We start from the raw sequence: 19341 nt of genomic DNA, 5'->3' as shown, positions 1-19341 counted from the left end.
GGCGAGCCCGCGGAAGCAGGTCAGCCGCGGGAGCGGTTGACCGCGCTGGTGACCGCCTTCACCGACGCGGTCACGATGTTGGCGTCCAGCCCGACGCCCCACACCGTCCGGCCGTCGACCTCGCACTCGACGTACGCGGCGGCCTGGGCGTCGCCACCGGAGGACATCGCGTGCTCGTGGTAGTCGAGCACCCGTACGTGCACCCCCAGGGCCTGCAGCGCGTTGACGTACGCGTCGATCGGGCCGTTGCCGACCGCGGCCAGCGGCCGGCGGTTGCCGCCGAAGTGCACCTCGGCCAGCATCTCGACCTTGCCGTCGACGGTGGCCGTCGAGTACTCGGCGAGTTCGACCGCCGGGAACCGCTGGTGGTCGACCAGGTATTCGGTGGCGAAGATCTCGTACATCCGGGCCGGCTCGACCTCGCCGCCGGCGGCGTCGGTGACCTGCTGGACCACGCCGGAGAACTCGATCTGGAGCCGGCGCGGCAGGTCCAGGTGGTGCTCCTCCTTCATGATGTAGGCCACACCGCCCTTGCCGGACTGCGAGTTGACCCGGATGACCGCCTCGTAGTTGCGGCCCACGTCCTTCGGGTCGATCGGCAGGTACGGCACGCCCCACGTGTACTCGTCGACGGCGACCCCGGCCTCCTGCGCGTCGGCGGCCAGCGCGTCGAAGCCCTTCTTGATCGCGTCCTGGTGCGAGCCGGAGAACGCGGTGTAGACCAGGTCGCCGGCGTACGGGTGTCGCTCGTGCACCGGGAGCTGGTTGCAGTACTCGACGGTGCGCTTGATCTCGTCGATGCGGGAGAAGTCGATCTCCGGGTCGATGCCCTGCGAGAACAGGTTGAGGCCGAGCGTGACCAGGTCGACGTTGCCGGTGCGCTCGCCGTTGCCGAACAGGCAGCCCTCGACCCGGTCCGCGCCGGCCAGCAGGCCCAGTTCGGCGGCGGCGACCGCGGTGCCCCGGTCGTTGTGCGGGTGCAGGCTGAGGATCACCGAGTCGCGGCGGGGCAGGTTGCGGTGCATCCACTCGATCGAGTCGGCGTAGACGTTCGGCGTGGCCATCTCGACGGTCGCCGGCAGGTTGACGATCAGCGGGCGGTCCGGCGTCGGGTCGATCACGTCGATGACCGCCGCGCAGACCTCCAGCGCGTAGTCCAGCTCGGTGCCGGTGTACGACTCCGGCGAGTACTCGTAGAAGATCTCGGTGTCCGGGGTGCGGATCTCGGCGTACTTCTGGCACAGCCGGGCGCCCTGGGTCGCGATGTCGGTGATGCCGGCGCGGTCCAGGCCGAAGACCACCCGCCGCTGCAGCGTCGAGGTCGAGTTGTAGAAGTGCACGATCGCCTGCTTCGCGCCGCGCAGCGACTCGAAGGTCCGTTCGATCAGGTGCTCGCGGCACTGGGTCAGCACCTGGATCGTCACGTCGTCCGGAATCAGGTCCTGCTCGATGAGCTGGCGGACGAAGTCGAAGTCGGTCTGGCTGGCCGCCGGGAAGCCGACCTCGATCTCCTTGTAGCCCATCTCGACCAGCAGGTTGAACATGCGGCGCTTGCGTTCGGGCGACATCGGGTCGATCAGTGCCTGGTTGCCGTCGCGCAGGTCGACCGCGCACCAGCGTGGCGCGACCTCGGTGCGCCGGGCCGGCCACTGCCGGTCGGGCAGCTCGACGGAGAACTGGCGGTGGTAGGACTCGTAGCGGCCGTACGGCATCCGGCTGGCCTGCTGGCGGGCGATCGGGTCCGGGCCGGGGGCGGCGGCCGGACCACCGGGTACGGCGGACTGGTCGGTGGACGCGGTGCTGGGTGCGGCGTTGTCTGACATGACGGAAATGCTCCTGTGGTCAGGGTGACGTCAGCGCGGGAAAAGTCTGGCTGATGCGATCCGGTGCGTCGATGCCCGGATCGGAAAGAACGTGCTCAGGCGGCGCGCGTCAACTCCGCGGCGAGGTGCCGGCCCGGTGGGCCTCGCCGCGGCGACCAAGGAGAAGAGCCTGCCACATAACACTGGTCACCCTACGTGATCGATTGGCGTTGGCAAGCCCGACCCGGGGTTTGAGACGAAACTCCCAGGTGGCGGTACGGCCGGGGTGGTCAGGCGGACGGCGTCGGCGACGGGGTGCCGGTGGGCGTCGCGGTCGGGGTCGGCGGCGGTGGCGGCGACGCCATGCCCAGCGGCTCACCCGCGACCACCGGGCCCGGCAGCGTGACCGTCGGCGGTGCGGCCACCGGCTCACCGGCGAGGATCAGGGTGCCGAACGCGACCTTCGCCCCGGTCAGCGTGCCGTCCTGCGCGTAGCAGTAGATCCCCACGTCGAGCGGTGCCCGCAGCGAGGCGGACGTCGACTCGACCGCGAAGCAGGTGCCACGGCTGCCGGGCAGCGGCTGGGCGGCGGTCACCGACAGGGCGGCCCGCCGGTCGGTGAGCACCCGGGCCCAGCTCACCAGCGGGTGCTGGACCAGTGGATCGGTGCCGGCCGCGAACCGTCCGTCCGGGTCGCCGACCCGCACGCAGGTCGGCGCGACCTGCCGGGTCACCGACGGCAGCGCGCACTGGAAGAGCCCGTCAGCGGTACGCGCCACCGAGACGTCGGCGGTGCCGCCGAGCGCGCCGCCGGGGATGTCGACCCGCCAACTGCCGTCGGGGGCGGCGGTGAAGGCGACCGTACGGTCCTCGCGGTCGGCGGCCGACAGCGTGTAGAACGCCGACAGGTGGCGGTCCTGCGCCGCGGCCGCGAGGCCGGCGAGCTGGGACCGGGCCGGTGTCTGGTCCGCCTCGGTGGCGCTCGGGCTCGGTGCCGGCGTCGGGTCGGACGCCGGGGCGTCGGAGCCGCAGCCGGTGACCATGGCCGCCGCGGCGGTGGTCAGCACGCCGAGCAGACCGGATCGGATGGCGGGACGCGAGGCAGCTCCGGGGCGCACGCGCCCATTCTCATCGCCGTCGGTGCGCCGGGTGTGCACCGGGGTCGGGTTGTCGGTCGGCGTGTCGCGCCCCACGGCCGGATGGTGGGATCGCGTGTCCACGCCGTCACAGCCCGCCGGTACCCTGATGGCGGCTTGCGTGCCCAGCGTGGGGTTCGTGGGCGAGGTGAATCGTCATCAGGTTCGACGTCTAGGGTCGACGAGGGTCGCCGGGCACCGGCCGCAGGCGCCGGCACAGCCCCGGGCACCCCGGAAGGAGTGGACTGCCGTGGCACTGGTGGTGCAGAAATACGGCGGCTCCTCCGTCGCCACCGCCGAGCGCATCAAGCGGGTCGCCGAGCGCATCGTGGCCGCCCGCAAGGCCGGCGACGACGTGGTGGCCGTGGTCTCGGCGATGGGCGACACCACCGACGAGCTGCTCGACCTGGCCCACCAGGTGAGCCCGCTGCCACCCGGCCGCGAGCTGGACATGCTGCTGACCGCCGGTGAGCGGATCTCGATGGCCCTGCTGGCGATGGCGATCCACAACCTCGGCTACGAGGCGCGGTCCTACACCGGGTCGCAGGCCGGCGTGCTCACCACGTCGGTGCACGGCCGGGCCCGGATCATCGACGTGACGCCGGGTCGCCTCCAGGGTGCCCTCGACGAGGGCGCGATCGCGATCGTCGCGGGTTTCCAGGGCGTCTCCCAGGACACCAAGGACATCACCACGCTCGGCCGGGGCGGCTCCGACACCACCGCCGTCGCGCTGGCCGCGGCACTCAACGCCGACATGTGCGAGATCTACACCGACGTCGACGGCGTCTTCACCGCCGATCCGCGGATCGTGCCCAACGCCCGGCACATCAAGCAGATCACCTACGAGGAAATGCTCGAACTCGCGGCCTGCGGCGCCAAGGTGCTGCACCTGCGCAGCGTCGAATACGCCCGCCGGGCCAGCCTGCCCATCCACGTCCGGTCGTCCTACTCGACGAACACCGGCACGATGGTCACCGGATCGATGGAGGACCTTTCCGTGGAACAAGCACTGATCACCGGGGTCGCCCACGACCGGAGCGAGGCCAAGATCACGATCGTGGCCGTGCCGGACGAGCCGGGCGCCGCCGCCCAGATCTTCGAGACCGTCGCCGGCGCCGAGATCAACATCGACATGATCGTGCAGAACGTGTCGACCGAGGGCACCGGCCGCACCGACATCTCGTTCACCCTCCCCAAGGCCGACGGCCCCACCGCCATGGCCGCGCTCAACAAGATCCAGGAGTCGGTCAAGTTCAAGGGCCTGCTCTACGACGACCACGTCGGCAAGGTCTCGCTGATCGGTGCCGGCATGCGCTCGCACCCCGGTGTGGCCGCCAGCTTCTTCGCCGCCCTCGGTGAGGCCGGCGTCAACATCGAGATGATCTCCACCTCGGAGATCCGGGTGTCCGTGGTCTGCCGTGACACCGACCTCGACAGTGCCGTGCGCGCCGTGCACGAGGCGTTCGACCTCGGCGGCTCCGAAGAAGCCGTGGTCTACGCCGGAACCGGCCGGTAACGACATGTCCCGGCTGCCCACCCTCGCGGTCGTCGGGGCGACCGGCGCCGTCGGCACCGTCATGCTGGAGCTGCTCTCCGCCCGCAAGAACCACTGGGGCGAGATCCGGCTCATCGCCTCCGCGCGCTCCGTCGGCCGCAAGCTGGCCTGCCGGGGCGAGGAGCTGACGGTCCGGGAGCTGTCCGCGGAGGCGTTCGACGGCGTCGACGTCGCCATGTTCGACGTACCCGACGAGGTGTCCGCGCAGTGGGCACCGATCGCCGTCGAGCGCGGTGCGATCGCCGTCGACAACTCCGGCGCCTTCCGGATGGACCGCGACGTCCCGCTCGTCGTTCCCGAGATCAACCCCGAGCAGGTACGCAACCGGCCCAAGGGCATCATCGCCAACGCCAACTGCACCACGCTCGCGATGATCGTGGCGATCGCCCCGCTGCACCGTGAATACGCGCTGCGCGAGCTGGTCCTCGCCTCCTACCAGGCGGTTTCCGGCGCGGGGCAGGTCGGCGTCGACACCCTGCACGACCAGCTCTCCAAGGTCGCCGGCGACCGGGCGCTGGGCAGCCGGCCCGGCAACGTACGGCAGGCCGTCGGCGACGACCTCGGCCCGTTCCCCGCCCCGCTCGCCCTCAACGTGGTGCCGTGGGCCGGTTCGCTCGCCGACGCGGGCTGGTCGACCGAGGAACTCAAGATGCGCAACGAGACGCGCAAGATCCTCGGCCTGCCCGACCTGAAGGTCTCCGCCACCTGCGTACGGGTGCCGGTGGTCACCGGCCACTCGGTGGCCGTGCACGCCGTCTTCGGCAGCGAGGTCGACGCCGAGGGCGCCCGCGAGGCACTGCGCAACGCGCCCGGCGTCATCCTCGTCGACGACCCCGCCGAGGGCGAGTTCCCGATGCCGATAGACGCGGTCGGCACCGACCCGTCCTGGGTGGGCCGGATCCGCCGCTCGATGGACGACCCGCGCGCCCTCGACCTGTTCGTCACCGGCGACAACCTGCGCAAGGGCGCCGCACTCAACACCGCCCAGATCGCCGAGTTGCTGGCCCCCGAGTTCGCCGCCCGCTGACCCCGCGCCGACTGCCGGCGGAGTGCTCAGTCCGGGGCGAGGCGTACGCCGTCACCGCCGCCGCGCTTCACCGTGTAGAGGGCGGCGTCGGCCCGGCGCAGCGTCAGGTCCGACGACTCGCCCGCCCGCTGCACCGCCACCCCGACGCTGACCGTCCGGCCGAGGTCCCGTGCCGCGCCGGCCAGCCGCCCGGCGATCCCGACCGCCTCCTGTGCCGCCGACACCTCGACCACCGCCACGAACTCGTCGCCACCGATCCGGTACAGCTCGTCGCCGTGCCGGAGCGCCCGCTCCAACGCCCGGGCCAGACCGACCAGCACGCGGTCGCCGGCCTGGTGCCCGTACGTGTCGTTGATGGTCTTGAAGTTGTCCACGTCGACGGCCAGCAGCGCGGTGCGGCCCGGAGTGGCGGCGGCGATGCGCTCACCGAACGGCCCGTGGTGCGGCAGCCCGGTCAACGGGTCGGAGATGGCCTGTTCGTGCAGTTTGTGGAGGCTGCGCAGCCGGTCCAGGCAGCTCCACGCCTGCGCGGCGAGCAGTTCCATCAGGTTGACCGTCGTCGGGTCCGGCCGCGACGCCACCTCGTCGGCGACCAGCAGCACCCCGCCCGCGTCCGGCGGCCCCACCGGCACCGAGATCAGCGTGCACACGTCGGCGTCGACCAGGACCTCGTAGCCCCGCGTCGTCGGCGGCCCGGTCTCACCCAGCGTGTACGACGCCCCGTGCCGGTGCGCGCGCGACACGAGTTCGCCCAGTTCGGCGGCGCTCGCCGCGGCCAGCCGCTCGCGCAGTCGCGACTCCAACGGGCCCGGCCGGGCGGTCGGTGGCGCCAACCCGGGCCCGTCCGGACCGGTCAGCAACAGCACCGCCGCCGCGAGCCCGGCCACGTCCCGGGCGGCGTCGATCGAGACCCGCGCCAGCGCCCGCTCCGAGGCGGCCGAGGTCATCGCGCCCGCGTACCGGAGCAGTTTCTCGCTCCGGCTCTCGGCCGGCGGCCCGCCGAGCCGGTCGACGTGCGCGCCGAGGTCGGCCGCGACCCGCTCGGCGAGCGCCCGCCACGCGTCGATGTCGACGGGCCCGGACCATTCCAGGTTGAGTACGCCGATCGGCCGGCCGGACCGGTCCACGACCGGCGCGCAGATCTCGACCGCGACCGGCGGCCCGAGCGCGATGTAGTCGGGGTCGGCGGTGACGTCGGTCACCGTCTGCGTCCTGCCGGCGGCGTACGCGCGGCCGGAGACCCCGGTGCCGGGCAGCACCGACGCGAACACCTGCCACGAGCCGGTCGCCGCGACACAGCGCAGCCGGTCGTGGACGTGCAGCAGGACCGCGACCATCACGTCGCTGTGGGCGGCGATCGTCGCCGCGGCGGCCTGGCACGCCCCGGCGACGGTCGTCGCCCTGGTCAGGCGTGCCGCGAGGTCGGCGGTCACTCGTTCGGGGTGCAAGCGCGGGTCGCCGCCTTCTGACGGATGCGGGCGGCGTCGGTGCTCCGGACGCCGGACCGATTTTACTGAGCGTCGCCTCTCGAACGCGTTGCGTTGCGTACGGCTCGCCGTGGCCGGATCGACGGGTCCGGCGGGGCACGCCTGTCGTCGGACACCGGTCGTACGAAAAAATCCTGGCCGGCGATGTCGATCCCGCCGTACCCCGTTCGTCGTCATGCTGTACGGCAAGCCCGCCGTACCCGTACGACAGGAGACGGACCGTGAAGTACATGCTGCTCATCCACCCCGCACCGGACGCCGACCCGAACGACTTCGGCTGCACCCCGGCCGACTGGATCGCCTTCGACAAGGCCGTGAACGAGGCGGGGATCTTCGTCTCGGGCGAGGAGTTGCAGGACCTCGTCACCGCCACCACGGTCCGGGTCAGCCAGACCGGCGAGCGCACGATCACCGACGGCCCGTTCGCCGAGACCCGGGAACTGCTCGGCGGCTTCTACGTCATCGACGTACCGAACCTCGACGTCGCCCTCGACTGGGCGGCCCGCTGCCCCGGATCGCGCGGCGGCGGCGGCGTCGAGGTGCGGCCGGTCGCCGACTTCCCCCAGGGCTGACGGCGATGGACGAGCGGGCAGCCGGCGCGGTGGAGGCGGTCTTCCGTGAGGAACGCGGCCGGCTGCTCGCCTCCCTCGTCCACCGCTTCGGCGACCTCGACCTGGCCGAGGACGTCGCCTCCGAGGCGATCGAGGCCGCCCTCGAACACTGGCCCCGGCAGGGCGTGCCGGCCAGGCCCGGGGCCTGGCTGCTCACCACGGCGCGGCGCAAGGCCGTCGACCGGCTGCGGCGCGACCAGGCGTACGCGGCCCGCCTCGCCGTGCTCCAGGCCGAGGCGGACCGGGCCGGACCGGTCGCACCCGCGGACCCCGACGGTGACCTGCCCGACGAGCGGCTGAGCCTCTTCTTCACCTGCGCCCACCCGGCGCTGCCCGCCGAGGACCGTGGCGCGCTGACCCTGCGCTGCCTCGCCGGGCTGACGACGCCCGAGGTGGCACGGGCCTACCTGGTGCCGGTGCCGACGATGGCGCAGCGGATCGTCCGGGCGAAGAAGAAGATCCGGGACGCCCGGATCCCGTTCCGGGTACCCGCCGCCGACGAACTGCCGGGCCGGTTGCCGGGCGTGCTCCAGGTCGTCTATTCGATCTTCACCGAGGGGTACGCGGCCAGCACCGGCCCGCGACTGCAGCGGCTCGACCTCGCCGAGGAGGCCATCCGGCTGGCCCGGATCCTGCGCCGGCTGCTGCCCGCCGAGCGCGAGGTGACCGGACTGCTCGCGCTGATGCTGCTGATCCATGCCCGGCGGGACGCCCGCACCGGCCCGGACGGCGAGATCGTCCTCCTCGACGAGCAGGACCGCGGCCGCTGGGACCGGGCCATGATCGAGGAGGGGCGGCGGTTGGTGGTGGCCGCGCTGACCGGCGGCCCACCCGGTCCGTACGGTGTGCAGGCCGCGATCGCCGCCCTGCACGACGAGGCCGCGGACGTGGCCACGACGGACTGGCCACAGGTGGTGGCGCTCTACGACGTACTGCTGGTCCTGTCGCCGTCGCCGGTCGTCGCGCTGAACCGGGCCGCGGCGGTGGCGATGCGGGACGGCCCGGCGGCCGGCCTCGCGCTGCTCGACGAGTTGGCGGACGAGCCCCGGCTGCGGGCGTATCACCCGTACGCGGCGGCACGGGGTGACCTGCTGTGCCGGCTGGGCCGGTTCGGCGAGGCCGCGGCGGCGTACCGGGCGGCGCTGGACCTGGCCGGCACCGAGCCCGAACGGGCCCACCTGAGGCGCCGGCTCGAATCGGCCGAACTGTCCGCTTCGGACGGTTGATGCCTCGGGTTGGTTGTCCCGGCCCGCAAATGGTGCGACGGGCCTCGTGGTCCTGTTCCCGAAGCAGCACCGCATCGGCGAACATGGATTCGTCTCGCTGGTCTTCCGAGAACGGGGCTCCCATGCGCATTGCACGATGGCCGTCGACCGCGCCCGGCGGCGCCGTATGCCGGGCGGCGATGGTGGCGGCAACGGTGCTGCTGACGCTCGGCGCCGGCGGAACGGCGTACGCGGCCTCCGACACCGAGGCGCCGACCGCCCCCGGGCCGGTGACGATCGCCGGCATCACCACCACGACGATCGAACTGACCTGGGTCGCAGCCACCGACAACGTCGGCGTGACCAGATACGACGTCAGCCACTTCTCGACCGACGTCGTCTTCATGCGCAACACCACCACGAACTCCATCACGATCACCGGACTGCGCCCGTCGAGCACCCACCGGTTCGCAGTCCGCGCCCGGGACGCGGCCGGCAACCTCTCGCCGTCGACCCCGATGCTGGTCGTGACCATGCCACCCGGCGACAACCAACCACCGACCGCCCCCGGCACCCCGGTGCCGTACACCGTCGCCGACACCCTGGTGATCCTCACCTGGCCCCGATCCACCGACAACGTCTACGTGGCCTTGTACGAGGTCCTCATGGTCAGCGCCCCCGGCAGCCCGGTCGTCGCGACCGCACCGCAGCATCCACCGACCGGCACCACCGCCCGGGTCACCGGGCTCACCCCCGGCACGACGTACAGCTTCGCGGTCCGGGCGCGTGACGACGCCGGCAACATCTCCGCCCTGTCCGTCCCGGTCACCGTCACCACGATCGGCTGACCGGCATCAGTCCGTCGGCGGGTTGGCGTCGACGGCGGCGCGGACGAACTCGCGTACCCGCTCGGTGGTGTTCGCTTCCAGCCAGACCGGCCCGCGCCGGATCGGCGGCGCGTCGTGGATCGGCACGTACGCGATGTCCGGCCGGGGATGGTATTGCCGGGTGTGCGACCCGACCGGGAGCACGCCCCGGCCCAGCGCGACCAGGGAGAGCATCTCGGAGAACGTGTTACCCGCCGGCCCCTTCGGCACCGGCCGGCCCGACGGCGTGTGGTCGGGCGTACGGTCGCGCTTGAACTCCGCCGACGTCACCGCCGGATACTGCACCACCGGGTGCTCGGCGAGCACCTCCAGCGACACCGCTCCGGCGGCGGCCAGCGGATGGCCGGCCGCCACCGCGAGGACCCGTTCCTCGGTGAGCAGGACCGGCCCGTTGGCCATGCCGTCGAACGGGAACGAGGCGATCAGGACGTCGACCGAGCCGTCGACCAGGCTCGCCCGGGTGTTCAGCAGCGGCGCCTCGCGTACGTCGACCTCGCAGTCCGGGTGCCGCTCGCTGAACAGGGCGACGGCCCGCAGCAGCAGCGGCGCGCCCCACTCGCCGACGAACGCCACCCGCAGCTGTCCGGTCACGCCCCGGCCGGCGTCGACGGCCCGGCGGACCGCCTCGTCCATCCCGGCCACGAGTGGGGCCAGGTCGTCGGCGAGCCGCCGGCCGATCGGGGTGAGCTGGACGACCCGGCTGGTGCGTTCGAAGAGCGGCGCGCCGATCCGGCGCTCCAGCTTCTTGACCACGTGACTGACCCGCCCGGTGGTCACCCGCAACCGCTCGGCGGTGCGTCCGAAGTGCAGTTCCTCGGCGAGCGTCAGGAACGTCTCCAGCTCGTACCGCTCCAGCATCGGATCCTCATCGTTGAATCTGAGTAAACGATCGTAGCGCGATCGTGGCTTGGTCCGGGCTGTGGACCGGCGGATCGTGAAGGCATGACGACAGCGACGATCACCGACTACCTGACCAGCCTCGACGCCCCGCTCCGCGAGGTCGGCGAGAAGCTCCGACCGGTCATCGAATCGGCCCTGCCCGACGCCACCGGCGCGATGTGGCACGGCCATCCGGTCTGGGGCGCCGGCGACAAGCCGGGTAAGAACCCGATCTGCCTCGTCAAGGCGTACTCGTCGTACGTCACCTTCGGGCTGTGGCGGGGGCAGGAGATCACGGACGCGTCGGGTCGCCTCGTTGCCGGTGCCCGGCAGATGGCGTCGGTCAAGCTCCGTACCGTCGACGAGATCGACCCGGCGCTGTTCGCCGATTGGCTGCGACAGGCCCGCGACCTGGAGGCGAGGTGAGCGCCGTGCGGGTCACCGGCTTCGACCACCTGGTCCTCAACGTCTCCGATGTCGAGCGCTCACTCGACTTCTACTGCGGTCTTCTCGGCCTGGCATCGGTTCGCGTCGACGAGTGGCGGGCCGGAAAGGTCCCGTTCCCGTCCGTACGGGTCACCCCGGAAACGATCATCGACCTGGTACGCCGCGACCGTGACGGGTCGAACGTCGACCACCTCTGCCTGGTGGTGGCGCCGCTGGACTGGCAGGAGGTCATCGACTCCGGCACCTTCACACTGCTGGAGGGACCGGTCGGCCGGTTCGGCGCGCGGGGTGACGCGACCTCGGTCTACGTCGCCGATCCGGACGGCAACAGCGTCGAGCTGCGCTGGTATCCCCAGGACGCCTGAGCGACGACTCCCCGAACCCTTCGACGGTCCCAGATCCGACCGACGCGCGACGCCGGCCACGCTTGTGGCCCGGCGTCGCGCGTTGCTACGCTTTCACGTGTAAGAAATCCTTTACATGCGAAGGAGGAACATGACAGTGGCCCAGCCGACCGGTGACCAGCTGGTCGAGATGCTGGCCGCGCTGGCCAACCCGCTGCGGCTGCGGATCATGGCGAAGCTGGCCGGCGGCCGTGACTACGTGAGCCACCTGGCTCGAGAGATCGGGATCAGCCGCCCCCTGCTGCACATGCACCTGCAACGGCTGGAAACCGCCGGCCTGATCGTCGGCAGCCTCGAACTCTCCGAGGACGGCAAAGCCATGAAGTACTACCAGGTCGCCGAGTTCGACGTGCACCTGACCGCATCGACCCTCGTCGAGGCGGCCGAGACCCTCACCAGATCGGACCCGGTGCCGGGTCCCGCACCGAAGGAGACCCCCCGATGACAGACACCTGGACCTGGCCCGAAGCGATCCTCGTACTCGGCGTGCTGATGTTCGTCTTCCTGATCCTCGTCGCCACCGCGGCCACCGTGCTCGATATCCGCAAGGCCAAGATCGCCGCCCAGCAGGACGAGCAGCTGCGACAGCTGGTGAGCCGCTACGAGCAACTGGCCGAACGCACCCTGGACGCCCAGCAGCGGACCGCCGCCGACGTTTCCGAACTCCGGTCGCGGACCGCCGCGATCGAACAGATCCTCCGCACCGTCGAGTAGGGGAGACCGCCATGAGAGCAATCGCGCAGGACCGGTACGGGCCGCCCGAGGTGCTGGAACTCCGGGAGATCGACCGGCCGGCGGTCAGGAAAGACCAGGTGCTCGTACGCGTACGCGCCGCCGGTATCCACCGCGGCGACCGGATCCTGATGACCGGCCGGCCGTACGCCGTCCGCATCACCGGACCGCGCGCGCCGATGAACCGGGTCCGGGGTACGGAGTTCGCCGGCGAGGTGACGGCGGTCGGCGCCGACGTGACCGAGTTCAAGCCCGGCGACGAGGTGCTCGGCTGGGGCACGGGGACGTTCGCCGAGTTCGTCTCCGTACCCACCGCGAACCTGGTGCCGAAGCCGGCGACGCTCACGTTCGAGCAGGCCGCGGCGGTGCCGATCTCCGGGATGACCGCGTTCCAGGGGCTGAGCGGCCGGAGCCGGCCGCAGCCGGGACAGCAGGTCCTGGTCATCGGTGCGGCCGGCGGCGTCGGGACGTTCGCCGTCCAGATCGCCAAGGCGTACGGAGCGGAGGTGACCGGCGTGTGCAGCACCACCAAGGCGGAGATGATCCGCTCGCTCGGCGCCGACCACGTCATCGACTACACCCGCGAGGATCTCGCCCGGAGTGGGCGCCGGTACGACGTCATCCTCGACATGATCGGCGACCGGCCGATCCCGCAGCTCCGCCGGCTCCTGAACCCGGCCGGAACGCTCGTGCTGGTCGGATCGGAGAACGGCGGCCCGGTGCTGGGCGGATTCGAGCGCAATCTGGCCACGATGCTCGTCGCACCGTTCCTCCGGCGGCGCCGGGTGCGGCCGCTCACGTCGATCAGCCGCAAACCGGACCTTCTCGGGCTCGTCGAACTCGTCGAGGCCGGCAAGCTGACGCCGGTCGTCGACCGGACCTATCCGCTCGACCGGACCGCCGACGCCTTCCGCTACCTCGCGGACCAACACGCGCGGGGCAAGGTGGTCATCACCGTATGAGCCTCTGGATCACCGAACCCGGGCGGCGGCGACAGCCCGTCGGCCCGGGGCCGGAGCCGGCCCCGGACCGAAGAGACGGCGCTACCGGCCGACGCGCAGGTCGAGCCAGACCAGCCGATGGTCGGAACTCGGGAACGGGAACGTCCCGGTGAGCCGCGACAGCGGGTCGCTCGCGACCGGCCAGAACACCCCACCATCCCGTACGTCCAGCCCACGCGACGGCAGCACGTAGTCGGCGCGTACGTTGCCCGGACCCGGTACGTCGGCGAAGTCGGCCGTGTCGTACTTCGGGTTGCTGCGGTGGGTGGTGTTCGCGCCGCCCTGCAGGGCGCTCGCCTCGACCGCACCACGGCTCGACGGGGTGAACCCGTCGTTGATCCACCGGTGGTCCAGGAGCTGCTGGGCGGCGCCGGGGATGCTGTCGCCGTCGCGCGGGTCGGAGTTCAGGTCACCGGCGATCACGAACTTCGAGCCGGGCCGCAGCCCGCCCCGACGCCCCTGGTCGTCGTAGATGTAGCGGCCGCCCCCCGGCCGTACGTAGTCCGCCCAGAACCGGATCTCGTCGAAGTTGCGTCGCCCGTTGCGGTCCTCCGGGCCGTCGAAGACCGGCGGGGTCGGGTGGCTGACCAGGAAGTGCACGGTCCGCTTGCCGATCCTGATCGGCAGGTCCCAGTGGCTCTTCGACGACAGCCGGAAGACCGCCAGTTCCTCGGGCGAGTACCAGTCGGCCGGCGCCGGGGTGGCCGGATCGTCGGGCAGCAGGGCGCCCGGCATGTCCTTCCACAGGAAGTTCTGGAAGGTACGCGCGCCGCCCAGGTCGATCGGATACCGCGAGTAGACGACCATGCCGTACTGGCCCGGGAAGTCACCGAAGCCGAGCGCGTCGTCGCCGTACCCGGGGGTGCCCGGCTGGGTGACGACCTGGCCGTTGTTGTTCAGGTCGAAGCCGGAGGCGACGCCGGTGTTGCTCGGTGCGATGAACCGGTGCGGGTAGCGGATCGGCTTCGCGCCGTTCTGGCCCACCGACAGGTAGTTGTCCTGGAACAGCCGGGCCGCGACCGGGTCGAAGTCGAACTCGTTGATCAGCAGCACGTCCGGCCGGTTGCGCTGGACGATCTCGGCGATCGTGCGGGCCTGCGCGTTCCCCGGCGTCGACAGGTCGGACCGCAGGGTGCCGGCGGCGCTCCGGTTGAGCGAGGCGTTGAACGTGGCGAACCGCACGTCCTCGCCCTTGCCGTGTGCGGCGGCCGGGGCCGCCACCGAGGGCAGCGCGGCGAGCATGACCGCCGTGGCGAGCAATCCGCCACGTACCGCGATCCGTCGGGATCGCCTGACGGCTGACGACATCCGTCCTCCTTGCCGTGTCGTCCGGCCGGGATTCCCGTACCGGGTTGGCCTGTCGACGCCCGGCCGGGGCCGACGTCGAGGTGCGCCCATGTGTCTATCGGTGGGCACCGACAACCCGGTGGCCGTGGTGTGAACACTGAGGTTCGTTGATCGACGTACGGCTGGCAAGGGCAGGCGGCGGGAGGCGCCCACCGCAGAAACCACGAGAGGGCATATCCGTCGAGCGGATATGCCCTCTCACCTGGTCGGGGTGGCCGGATTTGAACCGACGACCTCTTCGTCCCGAACTGTCGGCAGGACGGTCCAGTTCGGTCGCGTACGAGGTCAGCCGGGGTGCTGCGGTCGCTCGGGGTGCGGTTCGGTTGCTGGCGTTGCTGTACTTCGCTGCTGTACAGCTGCCAGGCCGGCGTGCCAGGGGAACCAAGCGATCTGTTCGTCGCCGGTGCCGGGCGGGTGTGGGATGAAGCCACCCGGTCCGAGTAGGACGGTGACGCCTTCGCCGCGTAGTGCTTCGACGGCCTGTTGGAAGGGCCGACGTGCCGCGAGGGCCTGGTTGACGAAGGGCAGGATCACGGTCGGGGTACGGCGGCCGATGGCTTCGGCGGCGATGTTGAGGGCGTACGTGTCGTTGATGCCGAGGGCGAGTTTGTTGACCGTGTTGTAGGTGGCGGGCGCGATAAGGACCGCGTCGTCCCGGCTACGACGGGTGCGCGGTTGGCGGGGGCGGTAGTCGCTGCGTACCGGGGTGCCGGTCTGCTGTTCGAGGGCGTCGGTGTCGATGAAGTCGAGTCCGGCCGGGGTGGCGACGATCCGTACCGTCCAGCCGTTGGTGTGGGCGAGGTCGACGAGGGTTCCGACGTCGGGTGCGGGTCCGGCGCCGCAGACGATGACGCACAGGGTTCTGGTGGTCATACGGGGGCGCCGATCGTCTGGGCGTATTCGATGGCGCGTCGTTGGGTGCTTGGCGGGCAGGTGTGGGTGATGTCGGACAGGAGGCGGTGTACCGCTTTGCGTGCCCGGACTTCTTCCGGGGCGTGTTGTTCGGCGTCCTGGATGGCGTCCAGGGCTTTGTCGTGCTTGCCCCATTGGGTGAATGCCTTGGCAGTGTCGATGAGCAGGGTGGCTCTGCGTTCGGCGATCGGTACCTGGTGCAGGTCGATGGTGGCGGCCAGGTCGACGGCGGTTCCGGCGTCGCCGAGCCTGACGGCTGCGGAGACGCGGTGCATGGTGACGTTGGTGGGGCCGAACGCGGTCCAGTGTTGGTTGTCGTCGCGCCCGAGGCGGTGGGCGGCCTGGTCGGCTTCGTCGAGGAGTTCCTGGGTCTTGTGCCGGTCCTGGACCTGGGCGGCGGCGACGGCTGCGCGCAGGGTCAGGGCTCCGTACACCGAGATCGCTCCGCTGGTGGCGTTGTCGGTGTCGCGGCCGAGTTGGTTGGCGGCGGTGACGGCGATGTTGATGGCCTGGATGGGATGTCCGGCGGCGGAGAGTGTGTGGACGACGGCGCGGGCGCTGGAGGCGACGGCGAGGGGGTGACCGCTGTGGCGGGCGGCGTTCATGGCCCGGTCGGCGGCCACTGATGCCAGTGCGGGTTCGTCGAACTTCAGCAGCAGACCGCTGGCGACCTGGTGAATCGCGGCGACCATGGTGTCGAGCAGTCGGCGTTGGTCGCCGTCGTAGGCGGTTCTGGCCTGCCGGACCGCCGCGAGCAGTTCCGGGACCGCGTCGAGGGCCTGGTGGTATCGGCTGTGCTGGTAGGCGTGCCGTACCGCCGCGACTCTCGTCTGAAGGTGGTCCAGCGGTGGGGTCTGGGCCTGGGGGTGACCGGTCGAGGTCAGCAGGGCGGCGATCAGTCGGCCGGTGCCGGTCGGCCGTTGGCCGGCCGCCGAGGCTGCGATACAGGCGAGTGGGCCTCCGGCGCGGAGCAGCGTTCGTCGGTCGAGCGTCCCGCTTCCTGGTGCCGATCGGCTGTGGGTGCCGCTGTCGTTGGGGTCCTGGCTCGGTGTCGTGGGCGGCGTGACAGTCCGGTCGTTCTCCTCGGGCAGGAGGAACCAGCGCAGGTTGGCGGGGATCTGTAGCAGCCTGGCCCACTGGTAGAGGCGGTCGAGATGCATGGGCGCCTTGCCGTTTTCGATCTGGCTGAGCTTGGGCTGGCTCATCCCGCACCAGGCGGCGACGACGGTTTGGGCGACCGGGTGCCGGCCGTGCCACGGGTGGTAGCGCCAGGCCCGGATCACCTTGCCGATATGCCGGCTCGACAGGGCACGTCGCAGAGGGGGATGGTTCCAGAAGTCCGCTGGTACCTGCGGCGGGCCGTCGACTCCCCGCTCCCGCGCGCCACAGCCGGCACAGACCACCTCACGGTTGTCCCGCGCGAGCCGCACATCACAACGCACACACCGACGGCCCGCATCGTCGACCCCCGTGCCCATCATCGGCCCCCATACGCTCCGCCGCCGATCCGACATCGATCACCGTACCGGTAGGCGGGTTCCAAAGACGGCCGGAACCGACCGCCTCAAGGCCTGCGATTGGGCTGGTCGGGGATTTGGCACACGATATTCGGAATCCTGATAGAGATCCTTTCGAGGCGCTTATGCCGGCCAAGCCGGATGCGGACTGTCGAGCCCGCCGGCACGAGGAGAAGGTTGGTTCCGCGCCGCACGTCGAGCCTGCACTCCACAAGGGATGGCACACGGACGTTGGTATCCCACGCTCTCCCTCGACAGCTGCGTGCGCAACACATCCACGCCCGTACCTCTGACGGAAGGTGCCCCCTGTGCCGTTCAAGGAACCCGTCCGCAAGACCCTGCGCGCCCAGTGGCTCGGCTACCTCATGCGCGAGTTACGCCGCGAACGCGGCGTCACCCTGAAGGAGGCGACCGAGTACCTGAACCGCGACCATTCGGCGCTTGCCCGGTACGAGCGGGCGGAGTGGCCGTTCAAACGCGACGACGTGATGGCCCTGCTCGACATCTACGGCGTCGACGACCCCGACCGCCGGGCGAGGATCCTGAAACTGTCCGAGGAATGCTGGCGCACCGGTGAGTGGGACCTCGACTACGCCGACGAACGCCACAACCGCGGCTACGTCGACCACGACTGGCTCGAAGAACACGCCACCAGCATCAACATCTACGCCACCCACCTACTCCCCGACCTGCTCCAGACCCCCGCCTACACGGCGCACGTGATTCAGTTGCGGGAGCGGACGAAGAAGCGCACCGAGCACCAGGGCCGGCTCGTGGACAAGCTCATCGCCCGGCAGCGGGCGTTCGAGGCCCGCACCAACCGCCTCAACGTCGTCATCGACGAAGCCGCCCTCCACGTGAAGACGCCCGACCCCGACCTGATGCGCGAACAACTTGCACACGTCGCAGCCCTTGCCCAGCGAACCCGGATCAACATCCAGGTCATCCGGTCCGAGGTGAACATCGCTGCTCGGGCCTGGGGGCCGTTCGAGTTGTTCCTGATGCCGGACCCGTACCCGGAGGTCGGCTACCTCGACAACCTCGCCGGCCGCATCTACGTCGAAACCCCCCACAGCAAACGCTTCGTCCTCGCCTATGAACAACTCCAGCAAGCCGCCCTCAACCTCGGCGACTCCATCAAGGTCATCCGGCAGGCAGCCGAGCAGGCATAGCCACCGGAGCCACAACCGCGCTCCAACCGGCCACCCGCGCAGTCAGGCGGGTGGCCAATCCTCGTGGCCGCCTCGGGTGGGCCGCAGCTTCCCAAGCCGACGATCGGCAGGGGCAGTCAGCACCGACCGCTTCCGTGTCAAGGAACGATCATGAGCCACCGACCGGCGCCTACTCGGCCTTGAGCTGGACAAACATTCCACCCTTGTCCATGAACGTCCGGCACCGTTCGCACCTGTCGTCACCCAGTTTGTCACTCAGCCTCATCGTGACGGCCAGCTTGGGAATGACCTTGCTCTGCACCGTGAGTGACTGAATCGCCGGGACAAGCTACGGAACGTCGACGGGCACTTCCTCAGGACCCCTTCGGACCGGCGCTGACCGCCGCAATCGGGCACGGTTCGGAGGCACCTCGATCACTGGCTCACTTAGCGGTTGCGGGCACTCCCCTCGATAGGTGCAACCGGGGCGCCCGAGACGTAAGCCAAACCGGTGGGAGTAGGAGGCGGCATGGGGAAACCGTATGCGTGACAGTTGGTGCACGCGCCGACCCCGATCCCACCATGCGCCGACAGTTGTGGACTACCTACGCTACTACTGTACGATACGTTCAACTATGACAGGGGAGGATAAAGTGAGCGGACCACGAGCGTTCATTAGTTTTGAAATGGAAGACAGGTGGGCTCGAGACTTTCTTGTCGAACATGCAAAGAACAAGAATAACAGCATCCAGTTTGTCGACTACTCGGTGCACGATCCATTTGATAGCAAATGGAAGACGAACTGCAAGATTCGGATTGCGCAGACGGCGGGGACAATTGTACTGATTGGCCCGACAACCTATCTGAGCGAGGCGGTCCTCTGGGAAATTGCGGAGACCACGCGTCAGGGCAATCACATGTTTGGAATTCAGATTCACCGGGACCGCAACTACCGCATACCGACTGGCCTGCTTCCGCGGCAGGTAATTCGTTGGAATTTCGATTCAATCGTTGCAGAGCTTGAGTCTTGGACGTAGGGCGAAATGTCTAGAGAAAACTACCTGCGTCGACTTGCGCAATTGATCAGGGACGAGATACCCACACGGTCCGTGCCAAGCAACTTCGACACAGAACCCCTTTTCTTGACCTACGCAGTATTACTAAGGGCACGCGGCACCGCCGTCACAGCGCAGGACGTGCACAATGCGTGGGTCGCATGGATGTTGACCTGCGACCCTAAC

19 protein-coding genes are annotated in these 19341 nt (G+C 70.2%); 12 read left to right on the top strand and 7 right to left on the bottom strand.

Translation table 11 applies throughout. The annotated features are described in order from the left end of the window. Positions 1-20: 20 nt before the first annotated feature. Both leuA and QCD66_RS34455 read right to left on the bottom strand, forming a co-directional pair. Positions 21-1712: a 2-isopropylmalate synthase gene (leuA, locus tag QCD66_RS34460; RefSeq protein WP_375735057.1), complete on the bottom strand. Its 1692-nt coding sequence runs from the start codon at positions 1710-1712 to the stop codon at positions 21-23. 380 nt (positions 1713-2092) lie between these two features. After that, the gene (locus QCD66_RS34455) at positions 2093-2920 is read right to left on the bottom strand and encodes a hypothetical protein (protein ID WP_364216622.1); all 828 of its coding nucleotides are present in this window, start codon (positions 2918-2920) and stop codon (positions 2093-2095) included. A 268-nt stretch (positions 2921-3188) separates the two neighbouring features. On the opposite strand from QCD66_RS34455, the gene QCD66_RS34450 reads away from it, so the two are divergent. Together QCD66_RS34450 and QCD66_RS34445 are read left to right on the top strand one after the other, a co-directional pair. Beyond that, positions 3189-4454, top strand: a complete 1266-nt coding sequence (locus tag QCD66_RS34450) for an aspartate kinase (protein ID WP_357538688.1) — start codon at positions 3189-3191, stop codon at positions 4452-4454. 4 nt (positions 4455-4458) lie between these two features. Beyond that, complete coding sequence (locus QCD66_RS34445; RefSeq protein WP_357538687.1) at positions 4459-5520, top strand: aspartate-semialdehyde dehydrogenase; 1062 nt, start codon at positions 4459-4461, stop codon at positions 5518-5520. Between the two features lie 26 nt (positions 5521-5546). On the opposite strand, the gene QCD66_RS34440 is transcribed toward QCD66_RS34445, so the two are convergent. Then, complete coding sequence (locus QCD66_RS34440; RefSeq protein ID WP_375735038.1) at positions 5547-6968, bottom strand: diguanylate cyclase; 1422 nt, start codon at positions 6966-6968, stop codon at positions 5547-5549. A 269-nt stretch (positions 6969-7237) separates the two neighbouring features. Between QCD66_RS34440 and QCD66_RS34435 the strand changes: the two genes are divergently transcribed. From QCD66_RS34435 to QCD66_RS34425, 3 genes are all read left to right on the top strand, one after another. Then, positions 7238-7579: a YciI family protein gene (locus QCD66_RS34435; protein ID WP_357538795.1), complete on the top strand. Its 342-nt coding sequence runs from the start codon at positions 7238-7240 to the stop codon at positions 7577-7579. A 5-nt stretch (positions 7580-7584) separates the two neighbouring features. Beyond that, complete coding sequence (locus tag QCD66_RS34430; RefSeq protein WP_375735039.1) at positions 7585-8844, top strand: RNA polymerase sigma factor; 1260 nt, start codon at positions 7585-7587, stop codon at positions 8842-8844. A 122-nt stretch (positions 8845-8966) separates the two neighbouring features. Further along, entirely contained in the window at positions 8967-9671 is a 705-nt protein-coding gene (locus QCD66_RS34425) for a fibronectin type III domain-containing protein (RefSeq protein ID WP_375735040.1), read from the top strand. Positions 9672-9677: 6 nt separating this feature from the next. Here QCD66_RS34425 and QCD66_RS34420 read toward each other — a convergent pair whose 3' ends face one another. Beyond that, positions 9678-10568 carry a LysR family transcriptional regulator gene (locus tag QCD66_RS34420; RefSeq protein ID WP_375735041.1) on the bottom strand — a complete coding sequence of 297 codons (891 nt, stop codon included), beginning with the start codon at positions 10566-10568 and terminating at the stop codon, positions 9678-9680. 84 nt (positions 10569-10652) lie between these two features. Between QCD66_RS34420 and QCD66_RS34415 the strand changes: the two genes are divergently transcribed. The 5 genes from QCD66_RS34415 (at position 10653) to QCD66_RS34395 (ending at position 13134) form a co-directional block, all read left to right on the top strand. Further along, positions 10653-11015: a DUF1801 domain-containing protein gene (locus QCD66_RS34415; protein WP_375735042.1), complete on the top strand. Its 363-nt coding sequence runs from the start codon at positions 10653-10655 to the stop codon at positions 11013-11015. Beyond that, the gene (locus QCD66_RS34410; RefSeq protein ID WP_375735043.1) at positions 11012-11401 is read left to right on the top strand and encodes a VOC family protein; all 390 of its coding nucleotides are present in this window, start codon (positions 11012-11014) and stop codon (positions 11399-11401) included. Before QCD66_RS34415 ends, QCD66_RS34410 begins: the two co-directional genes overlap by 4 nt. Positions 11402-11531: 130 nt before the next feature. Beyond that, the gene (locus tag QCD66_RS34405; protein ID WP_357519827.1) at positions 11532-11885 is read left to right on the top strand and encodes a winged helix-turn-helix domain-containing protein; all 354 of its coding nucleotides are present in this window, start codon (positions 11532-11534) and stop codon (positions 11883-11885) included. 47 nt (positions 11886-11932) lie between these two features. Further along, entirely contained in the window at positions 11933-12154 is a 222-nt protein-coding gene (locus QCD66_RS34400; protein ID WP_375735058.1) for a hypothetical protein, read from the top strand. 11 nt (positions 12155-12165) lie between these two features. Further along, positions 12166-13134 carry an NAD(P)-dependent alcohol dehydrogenase gene (locus QCD66_RS34395; RefSeq protein ID WP_375735044.1) on the top strand — a complete coding sequence of 323 codons (969 nt, stop codon included), beginning with the start codon at positions 12166-12168 and terminating at the stop codon, positions 13132-13134. A gap of 81 nt (positions 13135-13215) precedes the next feature. Here the strand turns inward: QCD66_RS34395 and QCD66_RS34390 are convergent, their stop codons facing one another. The 3 genes from QCD66_RS34390 to QCD66_RS34380 form a co-directional block, all read right to left on the bottom strand. Beyond that, on the bottom strand, positions 13216-14481 hold the full coding sequence (locus QCD66_RS34390; RefSeq protein ID WP_375735045.1) for an endonuclease/exonuclease/phosphatase family protein: 1266 nt from the start codon (positions 14479-14481) through the stop codon (positions 13216-13218). A gap of 324 nt (positions 14482-14805) precedes the next feature. Continuing rightward, positions 14806-15393 carry a flavoprotein gene (locus tag QCD66_RS34385; protein WP_375735046.1) on the bottom strand — a complete coding sequence of 196 codons (588 nt, stop codon included), beginning with the start codon at positions 15391-15393 and terminating at the stop codon, positions 14806-14808. Further along, a complete protein-coding gene (locus QCD66_RS34380) occupies positions 15390-16715 on the bottom strand; it encodes a hypothetical protein (protein ID WP_375735047.1) in 1326 nt (441 codons plus the stop codon). Before QCD66_RS34380 ends, QCD66_RS34385 begins: the two co-directional genes overlap by 4 nt. Before the next feature lie 542 nt (positions 16716-17257). On the opposite strand from QCD66_RS34380, the gene QCD66_RS34375 reads away from it, so the two are divergent. Then, positions 17258-18121, top strand: a complete 864-nt coding sequence (locus QCD66_RS34375; protein WP_375735048.1) for a helix-turn-helix domain-containing protein — start codon at positions 17258-17260, stop codon at positions 18119-18121. 632 nt (positions 18122-18753) lie between these two features. Next, positions 18754-19137, top strand: a complete 384-nt coding sequence (locus QCD66_RS34370) for a TIR domain-containing protein (protein ID WP_375735049.1) — start codon at positions 18754-18756, stop codon at positions 19135-19137. Positions 19138-19341 lie beyond the last annotated feature (204 nt).

Source organism: Polymorphospora sp. A560, from assembly GCF_045781765.1.
In the GTDB taxonomy this organism is placed as follows: Bacteria; Actinomycetota; Actinomycetes; order Mycobacteriales; family Micromonosporaceae; genus Polymorphospora; species Polymorphospora lycopeni.
This window is presented reverse-complemented; position numbering and strand designations above follow the sequence as displayed.